This window comes from Psychrosphaera algicola (genome assembly GCF_028401425.1).
Taxonomy (GTDB): Bacteria; Pseudomonadota; Gammaproteobacteria; order Enterobacterales; family Alteromonadaceae; genus Psychrosphaera; species Psychrosphaera algicola.
In genome coordinates, this window is the sequence record NZ_JAQOMS010000002.1 from 4,425,062 (window position 1) to 4,441,678 (window position 16,617).

General features: G+C 41.0%; 9 protein-coding genes and 6 pseudogenes. 10 read left to right on the plus strand and 5 right to left on the minus strand.

From position 1 onward, the window contains the following. Nucleotides 1–185 precede the first annotated feature (185 nt). Nucleotides 186–1,369: pseudogene (locus tag PN838_RS24365) on the plus strand (acyl-CoA dehydrogenase). Between the two features lie 95 nt (nucleotides 1,370–1,464). Here PN838_RS24365 and cysZ read toward each other — a convergent pair. Then, nucleotides 1,465–2,185 (minus strand): annotated as a pseudogene (cysZ, locus tag PN838_RS24370) (sulfate transporter CysZ). Between the two features lie 215 nt (nucleotides 2,186–2,400). Between cysZ and PN838_RS24375 the strand changes: the two are divergent. Both PN838_RS24375 and zipA read left to right on the plus strand, forming a co-directional pair. Then, a complete protein-coding gene (locus PN838_RS24375) occupies nucleotides 2,401–5,889 on the plus strand; it encodes a chromosome segregation protein SMC (RefSeq protein WP_272182321.1) in 3,489 nt (1,162 codons plus the stop codon). 15 nt (nucleotides 5,890–5,904) lie between these two features. After that, nucleotides 5,905–7,032 (plus strand): cell division protein ZipA, encoded by a 1,128-nt coding sequence (gene zipA, locus PN838_RS24380; protein WP_272182322.1) that lies wholly within the window; start codon nucleotides 5,905–5,907, stop codon nucleotides 7,030–7,032. Between the two features lie 973 nt (nucleotides 7,033–8,005). Here zipA and PN838_RS24385 read toward each other — a convergent pair. The 4 genes and pseudogenes from PN838_RS24385 to flgA all read right to left on the minus strand — a co-directional run bounded on the left by PN838_RS24385 (nucleotide 8,006) and on the right by flgA (nucleotide 9,536). Next, nucleotides 8,006–8,146 carry a hypothetical protein gene (locus PN838_RS24385; protein WP_272182323.1) on the minus strand — a complete coding sequence of 47 codons (141 nt, stop codon included), beginning with the start codon at nucleotides 8,144–8,146 and terminating at the stop codon, nucleotides 8,006–8,008. Next, nucleotides 8,137–8,445 carry a flagellar export chaperone FlgN gene (locus PN838_RS24390; RefSeq protein ID WP_272182324.1) on the minus strand — a complete coding sequence of 103 codons (309 nt, stop codon included), beginning with the start codon at nucleotides 8,443–8,445 and terminating at the stop codon, nucleotides 8,137–8,139. Before PN838_RS24390 ends, PN838_RS24385 begins: the two co-directional genes overlap by 10 nt. A 2-nt stretch (nucleotides 8,446–8,447) precedes the next feature. Next, nucleotides 8,448–8,546: pseudogene (locus PN838_RS27710) on the minus strand (flagellar biosynthesis anti-sigma factor FlgM); the annotation flags it as partial. A 279-nt stretch (nucleotides 8,547–8,825) separates the two neighbouring features. Then, complete coding sequence (gene flgA / locus PN838_RS24395) at nucleotides 8,826–9,536, minus strand: flagellar basal body P-ring formation chaperone FlgA (RefSeq protein ID WP_215964130.1); 711 nt, start codon at nucleotides 9,534–9,536, stop codon at nucleotides 8,826–8,828. Between the two features lie 228 nt (nucleotides 9,537–9,764). Here flgA and PN838_RS24400 point away from each other — a divergent pair, with 228 nt between their 5' ends. The 7 genes and pseudogenes from PN838_RS24400 (at nucleotide 9,765) to PN838_RS24430 (ending at nucleotide 16,524) form a co-directional block, all read left to right on the plus strand. Further along, nucleotides 9,765–10,694 (plus strand): chemotaxis protein CheV, encoded by a 930-nt coding sequence (locus PN838_RS24400; RefSeq protein ID WP_215964131.1) that lies wholly within the window; start codon nucleotides 9,765–9,767, stop codon nucleotides 10,692–10,694. 27 nt (nucleotides 10,695–10,721) lie between these two features. Then, entirely contained in the window at nucleotides 10,722–11,561 is an 840-nt protein-coding gene (locus PN838_RS24405) for a CheR family methyltransferase (protein ID WP_272182325.1), read from the plus strand. A 154-nt stretch (nucleotides 11,562–11,715) separates the two neighbouring features. Beyond that, nucleotides 11,716–12,115: pseudogene (flgB, locus tag PN838_RS24410) on the plus strand (flagellar basal body rod protein FlgB). A gap of 2 nt (nucleotides 12,116–12,117) precedes the next feature. Continuing rightward, nucleotides 12,118–12,537 (plus strand): flagellar basal body rod protein FlgC, encoded by a 420-nt coding sequence (gene flgC / locus PN838_RS24415; RefSeq protein ID WP_215964134.1) that lies wholly within the window; start codon nucleotides 12,118–12,120, stop codon nucleotides 12,535–12,537. 11 nt (nucleotides 12,538–12,548) lie between these two features. Next, on the plus strand, nucleotides 12,549–13,232 hold the full coding sequence (locus PN838_RS24420) for a flagellar hook assembly protein FlgD (RefSeq protein ID WP_215964135.1): 684 nt from the start codon (nucleotides 12,549–12,551) through the stop codon (nucleotides 13,230–13,232). Between the two features lie 75 nt (nucleotides 13,233–13,307). After that, nucleotides 13,308–14,782, plus strand: a pseudogene (gene flgE / locus PN838_RS24425) (flagellar hook protein FlgE). Nucleotides 14,783–14,958: 176 nt separating this feature from the next. Further along, nucleotides 14,959–16,524 (plus strand): annotated as a pseudogene (locus tag PN838_RS24430) (SulP family inorganic anion transporter). Nucleotides 16,525–16,617: the final 93 nt, after the last annotated feature.

Consider the following 16,617-nt stretch of genomic DNA (forward strand, 5'->3'; position numbering starts at 1 on the left):
CATACCTAATTATTAGTACTCATACTGTATTAACAACAAATTTGTATTTATTTTTGATAACCAAACGATAAGCTTATCTAATATGGGCTAATGGTCAATTAAAATAAACAAAATGATAGCAGTTAATATTAATCGGCGGCGTTTTTTACCGAGTAAAAAACACTCTATTTTGTAAGAGCGAGCAAATGAGCAATTTATTATCTAATAATTGGCAAGATATCTTAAAGCTGTCGGACCAACTTGGTGAAGATGAGCGGATCATTCAATCTATGGCGAACAATTTTTGTCAAAAAGAGTTAATGCCCACTATTATTCAAGCCAATAGAGAAGGTTATTTTGATCCGACGATAATGCGGAAATTTGGAGAAGCTGGTTTATTAGGGGCTACGATAAAAGGGTACGGCTGTTCAGGCATTAGTTATGTAAGTTATGGTTTAGTCGCCCGTGAAGTCGAGCGTGTGGACAGCGGCTATCGCAGTGCAATGAGCGTGCAGTCTTCTCTTGTAATGTACCCAATCGCCGAATTTGGCAGTGAAGCGCAAAAGCAAAAGTATTTGCCCAAACTGGCTACAGGAGAGTGGATTGGGTGTTTTGGCTTGACTGAGCCGAACTCAGGTTCTGATCCGGCATCGATGACCACTACCGCTAAAAAGGTTGCGGGAGGGTATGAACTTACTGGCGCAAAAATGTGGATCACTAATTCGCCAATCGCTGACGTATTTATTGTGTGGGCTAAAAACCAAGCGTGTGATAATAAAATTACTGGGTTTATTTTGGATAGAGGACTAAAGGGGCTATCTACGCCAAAGATTGAAGGTAAGTTGTCATTACGGGCATCCATTACTGGGGAGATCGTAATGGATAACGTTTTTGTACCAGACTCCGCGTTATTAGGGGATGTTAGAGGTCTTAAAGGGCCCTTTAGTTGTTTAAATATGGCACGATACGGAATTGCTTGGGGGCAATGGGTGCGGCTGAATTTTGTTGGCATGCGGCTCGGCAATATGGCTTACAACGCAAGCAGTTTAATCGACCACTGGCGCAAACCCAATTGTTTCAAACTAAACTGGCCGATATGCAAACCGATATTACATTGGGGCTTCAGGGCGCGTTAAGAGTAGGGGAGTTGTTGGATAATGGACAGGTAGAACCAAATGCTATTTCTTTGATCAAACGTAATAACTGCAGTAAAGCATTAGACATCGCACGTAAGTCGAGAGATATGCACGGTGGCAACGGGATTTCCGATGAATACCATATTATGCGCCATATGATAAATTTAGAGACTGTGAATACTTACGAAGGCACGTACGATGTGCATGGGCTTATCTTAGGGCGCTCGCAAACGGGGTTGCAAGCATTTACGTAGACGCTATGTTTGTGTAAATGCTGCGGCACTAGGTGTTTAAACGCATTATTTAAAATGAAATTCGGCGTTAGTTATACTAAAGCCGGATTAATTCACTAGGTTTGGCTTTTAAGTTCTTCCACCCACATTGCCGTAGCGCCGCAAATAGCAACGGGCATCACAATTAAATTTAATATTGGCACCATAGTAAAAATCGACACCGCCGCACCAAAACCAAAACAGGCACTTTTGTTTTGTCTCAATACATAGCGCATATGGTCAAATTCAACTTTATTATTGTCAAAGGCATAGTCACAATACTGAATAGCTAACGTCCAGGCGATAAACAAGAACCAGGCTATTTGCCCGATAATTGGAAAAAACCAACCGATTAGTAGAAACCCTATTAATCGCGGGATAAAGTAGGCAAGCTTTTGCCATTCCCGTAATAATGTATGGGGAATGGCTTTAATAACGGCCATTACAGAATCTTGCTGAGGGTTACGCCAGTCAGTTTTGCTCCACTCGTTCGGCTAAAACGCCGTTAAAAGGTGCGGCGAGCCAGTTTGCCACGGAACTAAAAACAAGACTAAAGACTAATAAAATCACAAATAGGGCGATAGGGAAAAGTAAAAATTCAATCCAACTTAACCAAGAAGGAATTTGTTCTCTTATCCATTGAATTTGTATCCCGATTTCGTCGAGTAGGTAAACCAAAGCAGTCGTAAATAAAACAAAATTAACCACTAAAGGAATAATTACAAAACGCTTAATGCCTTTTTGATTAAGAAGTGAAAAGCCTTTAAAAAAGAATCTGATACCGTCTGATGCTGTCATTTGAAACGCAAAACCGAAAATAAACTAAAGTAGCTAAAACAATATAAAAGTTACTGGGTAACCGCAAGGATTGAAATGTTACAAAATTCAATATTATCTGATAAAGTGCTTGGTTAATATTATCCGTTGGTAAAAACGCCCGCGGTCGTGTTTGAATTGTTTAAGAACAACAATAATTATTTCAACGATAACGACAAAAATTACAAAACCCCCATATGCGCTTAAAACATATTAAACTTGCAGGTTTTAAATCATTTGTAGACGCCACGACGGTGCCGTTTCCAGATCAAATGACCGCTATTGTGGGGCCAAATGGCTGTGGTAAATCTAATATCATTGACGCCGTGCGTTGGGTATTAGGCGAGTCTTCTGCTAAAAACCTTCGTGGTGATGCCATGATCGATGTCATCTTTAATGGTTCTACTAAGCGTAAACCTGTTTCCCAAGCCAGTGTTGAATTAGTCTTTGACAATACCGAGGGGCGAATTGAAGGCAATTTGGCTGACCGCGTTGAAATTTCCGTAAAACGCCAAGTTAATAAAGACGCTCAGTCCACCTATTTTTTGAATGGTACTAAATGTCGCCGCCGAGATATTACCGATATTTTCTTAGGAACAGGTCTAGGTCCTCGTTCTTACGCTATTATCGAGCAGGGCATGATCTCACGACTCATCGAATCTAAGCCTCAGGAGCTTCGAGTATTTATCGAAGAAGCGGCAGGTATTTCAAAATACAAAGAGCGTCGCCGGGAAACTGAAAACCGAATAAAACACACTCGCGAAAACTTACTCAGACTCGAAGATGTGCGGGAAGAGTTAGGCACCCAACTTGAAAAACTAAAGCGTCAGGCGGCGACCGCCAAACGATATAAAGAATTAAAAGCGCACGAACGTAAATTAAAGGCCGAGTTGTACGCGCTAAAGTGGCACAAATACAATGAACAACTTAATGTTTATGAAAAAGACCGACTAGAAAAAGAAGCACAGCTAGAAGCTTTTATCGCTGAGCAACGGGGCGGTGAACTGGGGATGTTGCAATACAAACAGCAACACCAAACATTGTCCGACAATATTCAAGCCGCGCAGCAACAGGATTTTCAATTAAGCAATCAAATCACTCGTGTCGAACAGCAAAAAGTATTTGCGACAGAAAACAGACAAAAACAAACCGAAGACTTTGCTCAGCTGAAGCAGGCTCTAGAAGATGCAGAACAACATATTGAAGTCGAACAGGAAAGCTTGTACACGCTCGAAGAGTCTTTGGCCTTTATAGAGCCTGAGCAAGCTATTGTCGATGAACAATTAGAAGAAGGTTTGGAAACTCTTGCAAATGCGGAGCACAAATTTGACAGCAGACAAACTGCATGGGAGAAGTTGCAAAAGTTAGCAGCCAATGCCGTACAAAACAGTCAGGTTGTTAAGACTAAAATTCAAGGCCATCAACAGCAAACCGCTCGATTGACCCAACGTCAAGCTGAAGTAACTAAAGAAATTCAAGATTTTGATCTTAAATCAATAGAACAAGAATTATCGGTGTGCAACGACGAATTAGCACTGTTAACCGAAAGTCTTGTGGAGTCCGCATCTGCCATTGACGAGCAACAAACGACCCTCAATAGCGCAGCGCAAAATAAAACGGAAACTGAGCAACAATATTTAGCCACCAATAATCAGTTGGTATCATTGCAAGCCAAGCTCGATGGCTTAAAGCAGTGGCAGATTGAGCATGAGTCACAATCCACTGGAAAAATAGCTGAGCTTTTGGCAGACAGCAATGTGGTCAATTCAGGTCCACTTTTAACGCAGCTAGAAGTTGAATCTAATTGGGCTTACGCTATTGAAAATTTGGTCAGTTATATGGGCTCGCCTATTTTAGTCGACCGCCTTCCTGAATCTCAAATAAATGGTCAGTTTGTTATTAATGACGTTCTCACTTCGGTACCTAATTCAATTGCGACTAAAGTGAAAGCCGGCAGTTTCCCGTCATGGTTTAATTCAATTGGTGTTGCTGAAACCACAGAGCAAGCGCTGGAGCTTGTTAAGAGTAACGAGTTTGAAAGTGCCGTTACAATACATGGGCAGTGGGTAGGCAAAAATTGGAGTTGTACAGGACCGAGTCAATCAACTAGCAATGACGGTTCTAGCGTTGAGAGTGGAGTTTTAAAAAGACTACAGCAGATCTCTGAGCTTACAATTGAAGTTGAATTACAAGAGCATGTTTTAGAGGACGTTAACCAAACGTTAATCGCAGCTCGCGAAATGCATAGGTCACAGGAGAATAATCTCCATGACTTACAAAAACAACGTCAATTGTTGGAACAAAAAAGTGCCGAGTCGCAAATGCAAGTTAAGTTGCTAGAACAGCAGCTTTCACAACATAAATTGTTGATTGCCAAATTACACAAAGAAGCTGAAACCATCGTTATCCAGCTAGAAGAAGAACAAACTCAGATCTGGGGTTTAGAACAAGAACTTGAATTAGTTGAAACGCAACACCTTGAACATGAAAGTCAGTTACTTGAACTTGAGAACGACAAACAAAGTCTGTCGGAACAAGTCAAACAGGCCAAGCATCAAGTGGATTTAGCGAAAACCCAAAAACATCAGCTTGAATTGAAATGTCAAAATATTCAATCTCAACTCGACGTTTCACGCACCAACATTCAGCGTGCTCATCAGCATCAGTCGCAATTGAAAGCTCGTTTTGTCGAACTTGAAACAAGCTTAACTAAAAGTGATGACCCAACCGCTGAATTGCAGATACAGTTAGAAGCGTTGCTCGAACAAAAAATCCTGCAGGAAGAACAATTACATATACTGCAAGCTGAACTAGCAGAGGTTGCGCAGAGTATTGCCGAATTGGAAAAGGGCCAGTCTGGCGTAATGGCTAAACTGGATAAAATGCGCAGTGAAATTGAATCGATAAAACTCGATAGTGAAGGCGCTCGGGTTAGAGCTCAAAACATGTTAGAAACGCTCAGTGACATGGATCAACCGCTGAAGCCTATTTTAGATGGGATGCCAGCCGAAGCCGAAGAGCAAAAATGGACTATTGAGTTAGAAAAAACCACTAATTCTATTTCTCGTTTGGGGGCTATAAATTTAGCCGCGATTGAAGAATATGACATACAAGCAGAACGAAAAGGCTACTTAGATGATCAGTTTAATGATTTGACCGCCGCGTTGGATACATTAGAGTCTGCAATTAAAAAGATTGATCGCGAATCCAGATCTAAGTTTAAGCAAACCTTTGAGCAAATAAACACGGATCTACAAATTTTATTTCCTAAGGTGTTTGGCGGTGGTACGGCTTATTTAGAACTAACCGCAGATGACATGTTAGATACAGGTGTTACCATAATGGCGCGACCACCTGGAAAGAAAAACTCGACAATTCACCTTCTTAGTGGTGGCGAAAAAGCGTTGACCGCATTATCATTGGTGTTTTCTATTTTCCGACTGAATCCGGCACCATTTTGTATGCTCGATGAAGTTGATGCGCCACTTGACGACGCGAACGTTAGTCGATTTTGTAAGTTGGTTAAAGAAATGTCAGAAACAGTACAATTTATTTTCATTAGTCATAATAAAGTTGCAATGGAAATGGCTACCCATCTAACCGGGGTCACTATGCAGGAGCCCGGTGTATCAAGACTTGTCGCGGTAGACATTCAGGAAGCAGTAAAAATGGCGGAAGCCTCATAAGGGTATTTTTATCACATGGCAGAAGAACTAAGATTAGCATTCATTCTTTTGGGATCGTTAGCCATCGGCGCGGTAATACTGCACGGTGTTTGGACGGTACGTAAAGCAGTTGGTGAAGAGCGGAAACGTAAATATGTTGACGACGTAGAGCCGCAAATTGAAGAAAACGAATTAAGCGAAGAAAACCAAGCGTTAAAGTTACAGCAAATGGAAATGGACTTTAATGAGTTGCAAGCTAAGAGTGGTAACAAAGGCTTGCCTGTTATGAATGTTGATGTGGATTCGATTTACCATAAAGCGCAAGAAAACCCGTCTGAAGAAAAAGCTGAGGATGTAGCCATAAGCACCGAAACGCTTACGTTTGAACCGCAAAATGAGCTGTTTCAAAATGTTGGTGATAAAACTGAGCAAACTACAGAGTTTACCACTAATTATGATGATTCTGACGATATCGTCCGTGCCGATCTGCGTCATGGTGAAGTAGACCCTGATGACCTAGAACCAAAGCTAGGTAATTGGTCAGACGTTACAGATGAACCTGCGCCAGCAAAACCTGTTTTCAAAGACATTTCTAAAATGGATGTCGACGAATCTGTGTCCTTTAACCAAACCCGACACGCTGATGGTGGGTCTATGCAATCTGGCACACCAACTCAGTCTGAGCCAAAATTCAAAACAGAGCCTTCATTCCAAGCGACTGACGCCCCTAAAACCGAGCCTGAACCGCCACAAGAAGTGCTGATGCTGTTTGTCGATAAGTCAGAAGGTGCTGTTATTGAAGGCGCGAGACTGTTGCCTCTACTTCTTACACTTGGCTTCAAATTTGGTGAAATGGAATTTTTCCACCGCCATGAACTAAATTCAGGGCAGGGCGAAATTTTGTTTAGTCTTGCTAACATGTTTAATCCAGGTACTTTTGATCCAGACAATATGGAGCAGTTCTCAACCCGTGGTTTAACTATTTTTATGACATTACCAAATGCCTTAGAACCACTACAAACGTTTAATATGATGCACAATGCAGCAAAGAAAATTGCCGAAGAATTTGGCGCTAAAGTGTTAGACGAACAACGCCGACCGCTTGATGTATCAATAGTTCGTGGATACGTAGAACGTATTAGGAAGTTTAAAGGTAAGTCTTAGGATAATTTGCCTTGCAGGCAGCTTTTCGACTACGTCGACCATACTGACGTGGTACTTGTGCCTTGCAGGCGGCTTTTCGCCTAAAGGCGAGTCACTTTTCTCAACAGCCGCTCTTGTTTCTAAGATCATGTAACCAAAAGAGCCGCTTTCGACCAAATCCCTAATCCTTATTTAAGATTTATATTATCGTCGGAGACGGAATGTACGTACATCCCTAGTTCGTCTGACGTACATCCATGTACTGACGAATTCCCTTCGTCCTTTAAGTGAACACATTCCTTGCAACGGCGTCCCTGCCGTTCACTTCGAGATATAAATCTCAACTAAGGGGATTTATACGAAGTAATATGCAGCCTGAACTTTAGGTGTGATAACGTATTGCTTTAGTGAAAATAATTATTCTAAATCAAAAGAAAAAAACGTCATCCCAAAAGAGCCTAAGCGATATTAGGGATCTCCAACCGAATGCAGAGGAAATTATAAATATCAGCAACTCTGACCCCACAGGTTTACAACCAAGTGCAGAGGAAGTTCATAATCCGCCTTCAATTGGCTCAAGTAATCAGAACGAAAAACGTCATCCCAAAAGAGCCACAGCGATATTAGGGATCTCCAACCGAATGCAGAGGAAATTTTAAATATCAGCAACTTTGACCCCACAGGTTTCCAACCAAGTGTAGAGGAATGTCATAATCCGCCTTCAATTGGCTCATAATTTCAGAAAGTAAAACGTCTTCCCAAAAGAGCCTAAGCGATATTAGGGATCTCCAACCGAGTGCTGAGGAAATTTTAAATATCAGTGACTCTGACCCCACAGGTCCTTAAATTAGCTCATAAGTTCAGCACAAAAAGCGTCATTCCAAAACAGGTACCGTAAAGGCGCGTGCGTTTTGGTTAACAGAATAAAGGGATATGAAACTGATGGTTTTGAATTTGGCCATATTACTGGCCGGGGGTATAGCAGCTGAAAGGTTTAGGCTTTGATTCCTTTACCTAAACTGCCGCCAGTCTTTTTCTGCCCATACGAGTCGTATGTTGAGTTTCGGCTTCCGCCAATTAATAGGCGCTTGACTTCGTCGATGGCGACTTGAGTTTGTGTTGCAGTTAAATACACAACTTCATTTTTTGTTGGCAAACTTCAAATGCTTCTACAATTTCATCTCTTAATGCAGACAATTCGTCGTTACCAGTAATATATGGCTTTAATTGCTCTGTATTGCATTGATTGTCAATTTCAGAAATAGCATTCAGTAGCTTTTCTTTTTCTGCAGCTACGCGCGACAATTGGTCACCGTCGCGTTTTTTCACAGCTTCTAATTCAGATGCCAATATCTCCATCATCGACTGAAGATTTAGTCGTTGTTGCAGTAAAACATTTTTCAAATGAGTAATTATTTCTGGTTGTTCTGCCATAGTTATAAATCAAATTCGAAAGCGGCCAATTTCGACGCTAAGCGTTCGTAATTGATACTATATGCACCTTCGGTAATTGCCTTTTTAATTTCTTCAACTTTTTCCGGTCGAAACCATCGCCGTCCGAAATCTTTTTTGTAATTCTTTCAATTGTTTTGCCTGCGGCGTAAGCGCGACAGAGTCCTTCTCAGCACCTCGCGACGTAGTCGTGTGCTTTACGGAATCGTGTTTAACTTCTTCTAAGTGTTGTTTTTTGCGTGGTACAAAGTGTTGTTACCTTGTAATCCACTATTTTTCACATCGTTTACCATGACTATACCCACCAAAAATATTTACTCATCATTGCTATCGGCTGCCAATAGGTAAACTTTAACACTATTTTATAAATTTACGTACACTTGTCTTAATTCTCCAACCGTGCCTTTAACAATACGGTCTGAAGAATTGTTTTTAACCTTAATTGACTCACCAAATGAACCACTCTCAATGGCGGTACCATTCGTTTTAATCATCATGTTAGATGACTGTGCCACAATCGATATGCTATCACCTTTACAAACCAGACAAACATCATTAGCACCGATTTGAAAGCCTCGATGTAAGTTACGGATCGCTCGGCCACCGATTAGTGCTTCGGTCGAAATCGCATTGCCGGTATCAACATTTCTTTTTTCTATAAGACTAAGGGTAATATGGTCTTCGGTTATGAGTTCGCCTTTTCCAACACTTTTTGTTGTTACTAACGCTTCAATATATTCTGTCACGCGGACTTGGACAAACATTTTCCAATACGCACCTGTTGCGTTGCAGCTGACCTTAACTGGAAATTGTCTGGTGAACTTACGACGATTCATCATTTCATACTCAAGTGGAACTTGGCATTGATTAACCCTAATTCGATTGTCCAATGGTATCGTTTTAACCTTAATATGTTCACTGTCATCTGGGTTAACCGTTTGATTTACATAACGAGTTACACCGTCAATAAGTTGTTTTTGAATTAAAGAATTTGACGTGGACGCCGATACACCCAATGTGGTGAATAAAAAGATTATGGTTAATACGTAAACTTTTGGGAAATTTTTCAACATATTCATCGCCTTTTTACTATGCTTTATCATATAGTTAACGAGCCAGTTTGATTTCATTCGACAAACCGTCAAATTGCTGGCGTTTTTTCATTTGTTTTGATGTTGGTATTAAGCTAAAACAAGACTAAAGTTATATTTAAAGGCTTAAAAACATCTATTTATCATTGTTTATTACGTTGTTCATTACAGAGTAAGCAATTTTCGTTCCTAGTTTATTGGAGAAGTTATATGGCGGGTATTCTTGACTCGGTTAATCAGAGAACCCAATTAGTTGGTCAAAACCGGCTGGAACTTTTACTTTTCAAGTTAAATGGTCGTCAACGTTATGGCATTAATGTTTTTAAAGTGCGTGAAGTTCTGCAATGCCCACCATTAACTGTGATGCCAAGATTAAATAGCTATGTGAAAGGAATTGCTCATATTCGAGGGCAGACCATCTCTGTTATTGATATGAGTTTAGCAACAGGTGGGCGTCCAATTAAAAAATTGGAAGACTGTTTTATTATTATCACTGAATACAATCGGACCATTCAGGGTTTTTTGGTGGATTCTGTTGAACGAATTGTAAACTTAAACTGGGGTTCTGTTATGCCCCCACCAAAAGGGTCGGGTCGCTTTAACTATTTAACGGCCGTGACTGAAATCGACAATGAATTGATCGAAATTTTGGATGTGGAAAAAATATTAGAAGAAATAGCGCCTTCAAGCACAATCGTTTCAGACGGTATTGTCACCGACACTGAGATGCAAAGTGATTTGGGAGACCGTATTATCCTAATTACTGATGACTCGTCTGTTGCGAGAAATCAGGTGAAACGGGCTTTAGAGGGGTTAGGGTTACCCATTGAAGCGAAGAAAAACGGTAAAGAAGCCCTCGATTATTTGGTTGAAGTCGCCGCGAGCTGTGAACATTCTGTCACTGAAAAAATTGGCCTACTGATCTCTGACGTAGAAATGCCAGAAATGGATGGTTATACCTTAACAGCCGAAGTTAAATCTCGGCCTAAGCTTGCCGATTTGCATGTTATACTTCATACCTCATTGAGCGGTGTTTTTAACCATGCAATGGTTGAAAAAGTCGGGGCTGATGATTTTATTGCGAAATTTAACCCTGATGAACTCGCTGGAGCGGTTCAAAAATGGCTACATACAGACTAACAATGGCATTTGAATGAGAAATCAGTTTTGAATAGTAATACTCTAGGTGATTCAGACTACCGCGTATTTTGTCAGTTTCTAGAGCAACAATGTGGCATTGTACTAGGCGATAGCAAATTGTATTTGGTGAAGAGTCGCCTTTCGCCCCTGATGACAAGGTTCCAAATTGGCACCTTGGCGGAGCTTGTCAGCAAAACGCTAAAACCGACAGAACGTCAATTACGAGCTGCGGTTGTTGATGCGATGACAACAAACGAAACCTTATGGTTTCGTGATACCTATCCTTATGAACTGTTAAAAAATAATTTATTGCCAGAGCTTGATAAAGGGCGTCCGATCAAAATTTGGTCTGCGGCCAGTTCGTCAGGTCAAGAACCATATTCCATTGGTATGACTATTGATGAATATCGTACATCGCCGTCGGTTTCGAGCAAAAGTATGTTTTCGGTTCTAGGAACGGATATTTCTAATACGATGTTAGATATCTGTAAAAATGCGGAATATGACAACTTGGCGCTGTCTCGTGGTTTGTCTCAAGAACGCCGCAGTAAATATTTTGCAGACAGCGGCAATGGCATGATGCAGGTCAGGGCTGATATTCGCCGCCTCGTTAATTTTAGACATTTAAATTTACTCGACAGTTACCAGTTGTTAGGTAAGTTTGATGTCATCTTTTGCCGCAATGTGCTTATTTATTTTTCCCCAGAGATTAAGTCTCAAATTATCAATAAGTTTGCAGCGCAATTGAATCCTAACGGTTATTTGGTTCTTGGCGCTTCTGAATCCATGTCCGGATTAAGCGACAAATTTGAAATGGTTCGTTGTAACCCAGGTATCGTTTACCGCAAAAAAGCTAGCCTTTTATAAGGCTAGTCTTCATTTATTTTTAATTAATCTTTAATTTTCAACGTTTTAATTGTTTTTCCCTCCCTAATTATTAAGTGTCATTTTTTCTTGGCCTTTATTTTGCATTTCTTTTCAACACAGATTTAAGAATACAAAGTGACGATTGGGAGCGAGTATGGCTATTAGTTTAGATAAAGCATTTGGTATACATCAATATGCTTTGTTAGCGAGGTCAGAGCGTGCAGAGATATTGTCTAGCAATATCGCTAACGCCGATACGCTAGAGCTATAAAGCAAAAGATGTTGATTTTGCGGACGCATTGCAAAATGCACAAAAGAAGCAAAGTCATACTATGTCGAAAACACATGACAAACATTTTGACTTGTCTATCAACGCTAATTCGCATGAAAAATTCCGCATCCCAAACCAACCTGATACCGGCGACGGTAATAGTGTCGACGTTCAGGTTGAACGTAATTTGTTTATGCAAAATTCCATCGAGTACCAAGCAAGTTTGCAATTCTTAAATGGCAAAATTAAAGGGTTGAAGTCAGCCCTTAGTGGAGGGCAATAACAATGAGTTTATATAATGTATTTGGTGTCTCAGGCACTGGTATGAGCGCTCAATCAGTACGATTGAACACAACAGCAAGTAATATTGCTAACGCCAATACGGTGTCGAGTAGTGTCGGTGAAACTTACCGCGCAAGGCATCCAGTTTTTGCCGCAGAAATGGATAAAGCACTTGGTGCTCAAACACAGTCTCCAGGCGTTAATGTGCTCGGCATTGTTGAAAGTGACGCTCCGCTAAACATTGAACATAACCCAAGTCATCCAATGGCAGATAGCGATGGTTATATTTACAAACCTAATGTCAACGTTGTTGAAGAAATGGCAAACATGATCTCAGCATCACGCTCTTACGAGACAAATGTGCAAGTTGCTGATGCAGCAAAGCAAATGTTGAGTAAAACATTACAAATGGGTCAACGTTAAGGTAATACACCATGATAGATAACACTATATCAAATTCGTTAACAGAAGATTTACGTTGGCAGGAAGAAAGCATTGTAACTAACGAAGTGAATGGCCAGATGGGTCAAGAAGACTTCTATACCTTGCTTACCACACAGCTATCGATGCAGGACCCGCTAAATCCAACATCTAATGAAGACATGATTTCTCAGATGACGCAATTCACAATGGCTGATGGGATCACAGGTCTAGGTGACAAAATGGATTCGTTGACAGCATCGATGACATCGAACCAAGCACTAGAAGCGTCTTCTTTAGTTGGCCGAAACGTATTGTTGAATAGTCCGATGGCCTATTCAGATGGCACAGGCTTTAAAGGACAGGTGCCTTTAGGTAGTTCAACTCAGAACGTATTGGTAGAAATTACTAGCTCTACGGGAGGTTCCGTTATCATTCCTTATGGTAGTCAACAATCTGGTTTAATGGACTTTGAATGGGATGGTAAAGATCTGGACGGCAATCCATGGCCTCCTGGACCATACGAAGTCAAAGTTACAGGTTTGCCAAATGGGGCGACTGAATCAGAAAGCTTCTCTGTTTTAAGCTATGGCAACGTAAGTTCGGTCACTTTAGGACAAAATGGCACGGGACTTGAATTGAATATACAAGGATTAGGCGCAATCAGATTGTCAGACATTTTGGCAGTAGGCGACTAGTTAACTAATTTAAACGATACATTTTCTTTTAAGAGCTGCATATCGCAGTTCAGAAAGTAACAATAGGAGAATCCTATGTCTTTTAATATTGCATTGAGTGGCTTAAAAGCAGCTCAAAAAGACCTAGATGTAACCGCGAACAACATTGCGAACGTAAACACTTATGGATTTAAAGAGTCTCGAGCAGAATTTGCCGACGTCTTTTCTTCCTCCATCTTCTCAAACTCGCGAACTGCAAACGGCGAAGGTGTGTTAATCAATGACGTAGCACAACAGTTTACTCAAGGTAGCCTATTGTTTACTTCAAACTCCCTAGATATGGCTGTATCTGGTGGTGGTTTTTTGCATTAACCAATGACTTATTGAGTCGCGACATAACGTATTCGCGTTCTGGAGCGTTCAAACTCGATGCAGATAATTACATTGTTAACTCGAACGGCAATTATTTGCAGGGCTTCCCTGTCAATGACGACGGTTCTGTTAAATCGGTTAGTTTGAGTACAACACGACCTGTACAAATTCCTGATACAGCAGGTGCGCCTCAGCAAACCTCTGCTATCGATATGACATTTAACTTAGACAGCAACGAAACTGCACTTGACCCAACAGCGTTTGACGCAACAGACACTTCTAGTTATACATCATCAACGTCTACGGTTATTTATGATTCACTTGGTAACAGCCGTATAGCGTCTGTTTATTATGTTAAGGCAAATACCCCAGCTATTTTAGACGCGAACGCGACACTAGATGCGACCTCTGCATCTGACGGTTTTGTTGGTGGACTAGCGGCTGTACCTGCAGCACAACAAAACAATTCTAATACTTGGATTATGTATGCAACAGTGACAGATGAAGACGGCAATACGTTACCTGTTGATCTAGAGCAAGATACCGCACTTGGTGTAACTGGTGTTGGTTTTGAATCGCGTTCAGGTCAACGAGGCATGTTATTGCAGTTTGACAGTGCTGGTGCTGCGGTTGAAGAAACGTTTCCAAACCCTAAATCTGAACGTTTAGGTTTAACGACAAGTGCTACGGCAATTGTTCCAGCGCCAGTCGCACCATTTGATGGGGCGAATGCAATTACCAATGGTGCCGATGCCGACCAAACGTTTAATATTAATATGTCTGGTTTATCACAGTTCTCATCGCCATTTGAAGTGTCTGGTTTAAGCCAAGACGGTAAGACTGTTGGTCGATTAACCGGCGTAACTATTGGTACAGACGGCCTTATTGAATCTAAATATTCAAATGGTGATTCAGTTCCAGTAACAAAAATAATGTTAGCGAGATTTGCCAACGAACAGGGGTTGACTCAAATAGGTAATACGTCGTGGACGGAAAGCCAAACCTCTGGCCAACCGCTTGCAGGTGAAGCCGACTCTGGCACATTCGGGCAAATTCGTTCAGGTACATTGGAGCAATCCAATACCAACCTAACTACTGAATTGGTTGACCTAATTACCGCACAGCGGAATTATCAAGCAAACTCACGTGCACTGGAAGTTAACTCAACAATCACTCAGGCTATCCTGCAGTTGCGTTAATTTTAGTCATCAGTGTTATTTAAAAGCCAATCTTAGATTGGCTTTTTTGTGCCTAAAATAAAAATTATAAGTCCAAAAGTTACATTGTTAATGAAGCATTTATGCAGTTCTGGTAGACTACCGCGCTTTCAATATTAGGGTAATTTCCTGCCCAAAATGTGCAATTTGGAGTTGTCATGTTTAATCTGATCACAAAAAGTGATTCTAATGTAAAAAATGATGTCCTGTCGGGGATCACCGTTGCGTTAGCGCTCGTGCCAGAAGCAGTGGCGTTTGCGTTTGTAGCAGGTGTGGATCCTATGGTCGGTTTATATGCCGCATTTATGATGGGCTTAATTACATCGGCAATCGGTGGCCGCCTAAGGCATGATTTCTGGTGCAACCGGTGCGATGGCTGTTGTTATGGTTGCGTTAGTTGCGCAATACGGCGTTCAATATTTGTTTGCCGCGGTTATTCTAGCGGGGATATTACAGATATTGGCTGGGGTATTTAGGTTAGGGAAGTTTATTCGACTTGTGCCTTATCCTGTTATGTTGGGTTTTGTAAATGGCCTTGCGATTGTTATATTCCTAGCGCAAATGGGGCAGTTCAAAATTGTTGATGCTGCAGGTATTCAACAATGGATGCAAGGTAATCAAATGTACATCATGTTAGGCCTTGTTGCCCTAACGATGGGGATTATTCATTTTTTACCTAAGCTAACTACCGCTATTCCGGCTTCATTAGTCGCTATCTTAACGGTTACTGGCATTGTCCATGGCTTAGATGTTGACGCACGAACGGTTATCGATTTTGTTCGTGATATGGTGCCTGAAGCTGAAAAAGCCACCGTTACACTGGCTGGTGAACTTCCTAGTTTTGCTATCCCAATGGTGCCGTTTACACTTGAAACTCTATATATCGTGCTACCTACTGCAATTATTTTGTCACTTGTTGGTCTAATCGAATCGTTATTAACACTGACACTTATCGATGAATTAACGGATACACGTGGTCGTGGCAATAAAGAATGTATCGGTCAAGGCGTTGCAAATTCGGTAAACGGATTTTTCGGCGGCATGGGTGGTTGTGCGATGATTGGTCAATCAATGATCAATATTAACTCTGGTGGTCGTGGTCGTTTATCTGGGATCACAGCGGCACTTGTTTTGTTAGCGTTTATCTTGTTCTTAGCGCCTTGGATTGAATTGATCCCACTTGCTGCATTAGTTGGCGTGATGTTCATGGTGGTCTTAGGAACCTTTGAATGGGCATCATTCAAAATTCTACGTGGCGCAAATAAAGAAGACGCGTTTGTGTTATTGCTCGTGACTGGCGTTACGGTAATTGCCGACCTTGCCATTGCGGTTGTTGTTGGTGTTATTGTTTCTGCGTTAGTTTTTGCCTGAAACATGCAACTCATTTATTTGTCAGAACCTCTGTAGATAGCGAAGGTTGGAAAGTATATGACTTAGAAGGACCATTGTTTTTTGGTTCGGTGGGCCATTTCCGCGAATTGTTTGATGTTGAAAACGATCCGAACGACGTGGTAATCGAATTCAAAAATTCTCGTATTTGGGACAGTTCTGGTTTAGATGCAATTGATGGTTTAGCTGATAAATACGTTGCCGCTGGCAAAAAATTGCATATTCGTCATATCAGTCCTGAATGTCGTGATTTACTTGAAAAAGCGCAGAAGTTTGTTGAAATGAATATCAATGAAGATCCTCGTTATCATGTAGCGTCTGATAAATTAGGCTAAATTCATTTATTCAATTGATGAAATAACAAGATTAAAAAAGGTGGCCTAGGCCACCTTTTTTGTTTCTTACGTTTTGTTTCTTACGTTTTGTTA

What these genes read in the sequence shown, in the direction of transcription:
- flgA (WP_215964130.1), bottom strand. Translation starts at nt 9,536, where the DNA reads ATGTTGAAAAATTTCCCAAAAGTTTACGTATTAACCATAATCTTTTTA.
- PN838_RS24420 (WP_215964135.1), top strand. Translation starts at nt 12,549, where the DNA reads ATGATAGATAACACTATATCAAATTCGTTAACAGAAGATTTACGTTGG.
- PN838_RS24390 (WP_272182324.1), bottom strand. Translation starts at nt 8,445, where the DNA reads ATGGCAGAACAACCAGAAATAATTACTCATTTGAAAAATGTTTTACTG.
- zipA (WP_272182322.1), top strand. Translation starts at nt 5,905, where the DNA reads ATGGCAGAAGAACTAAGATTAGCATTCATTCTTTTGGGATCGTTAGCC.
- PN838_RS24375 (WP_272182321.1), top strand. Translation starts at nt 2,401, where the DNA reads ATGCGCTTAAAACATATTAAACTTGCAGGTTTTAAATCATTTGTAGAC.
- PN838_RS24400 (WP_215964131.1), top strand. Translation starts at nt 9,765, where the DNA reads ATGGCGGGTATTCTTGACTCGGTTAATCAGAGAACCCAATTAGTTGGT.
- flgC (WP_215964134.1), top strand. Translation starts at nt 12,118, where the DNA reads ATGAGTTTATATAATGTATTTGGTGTCTCAGGCACTGGTATGAGCGCT.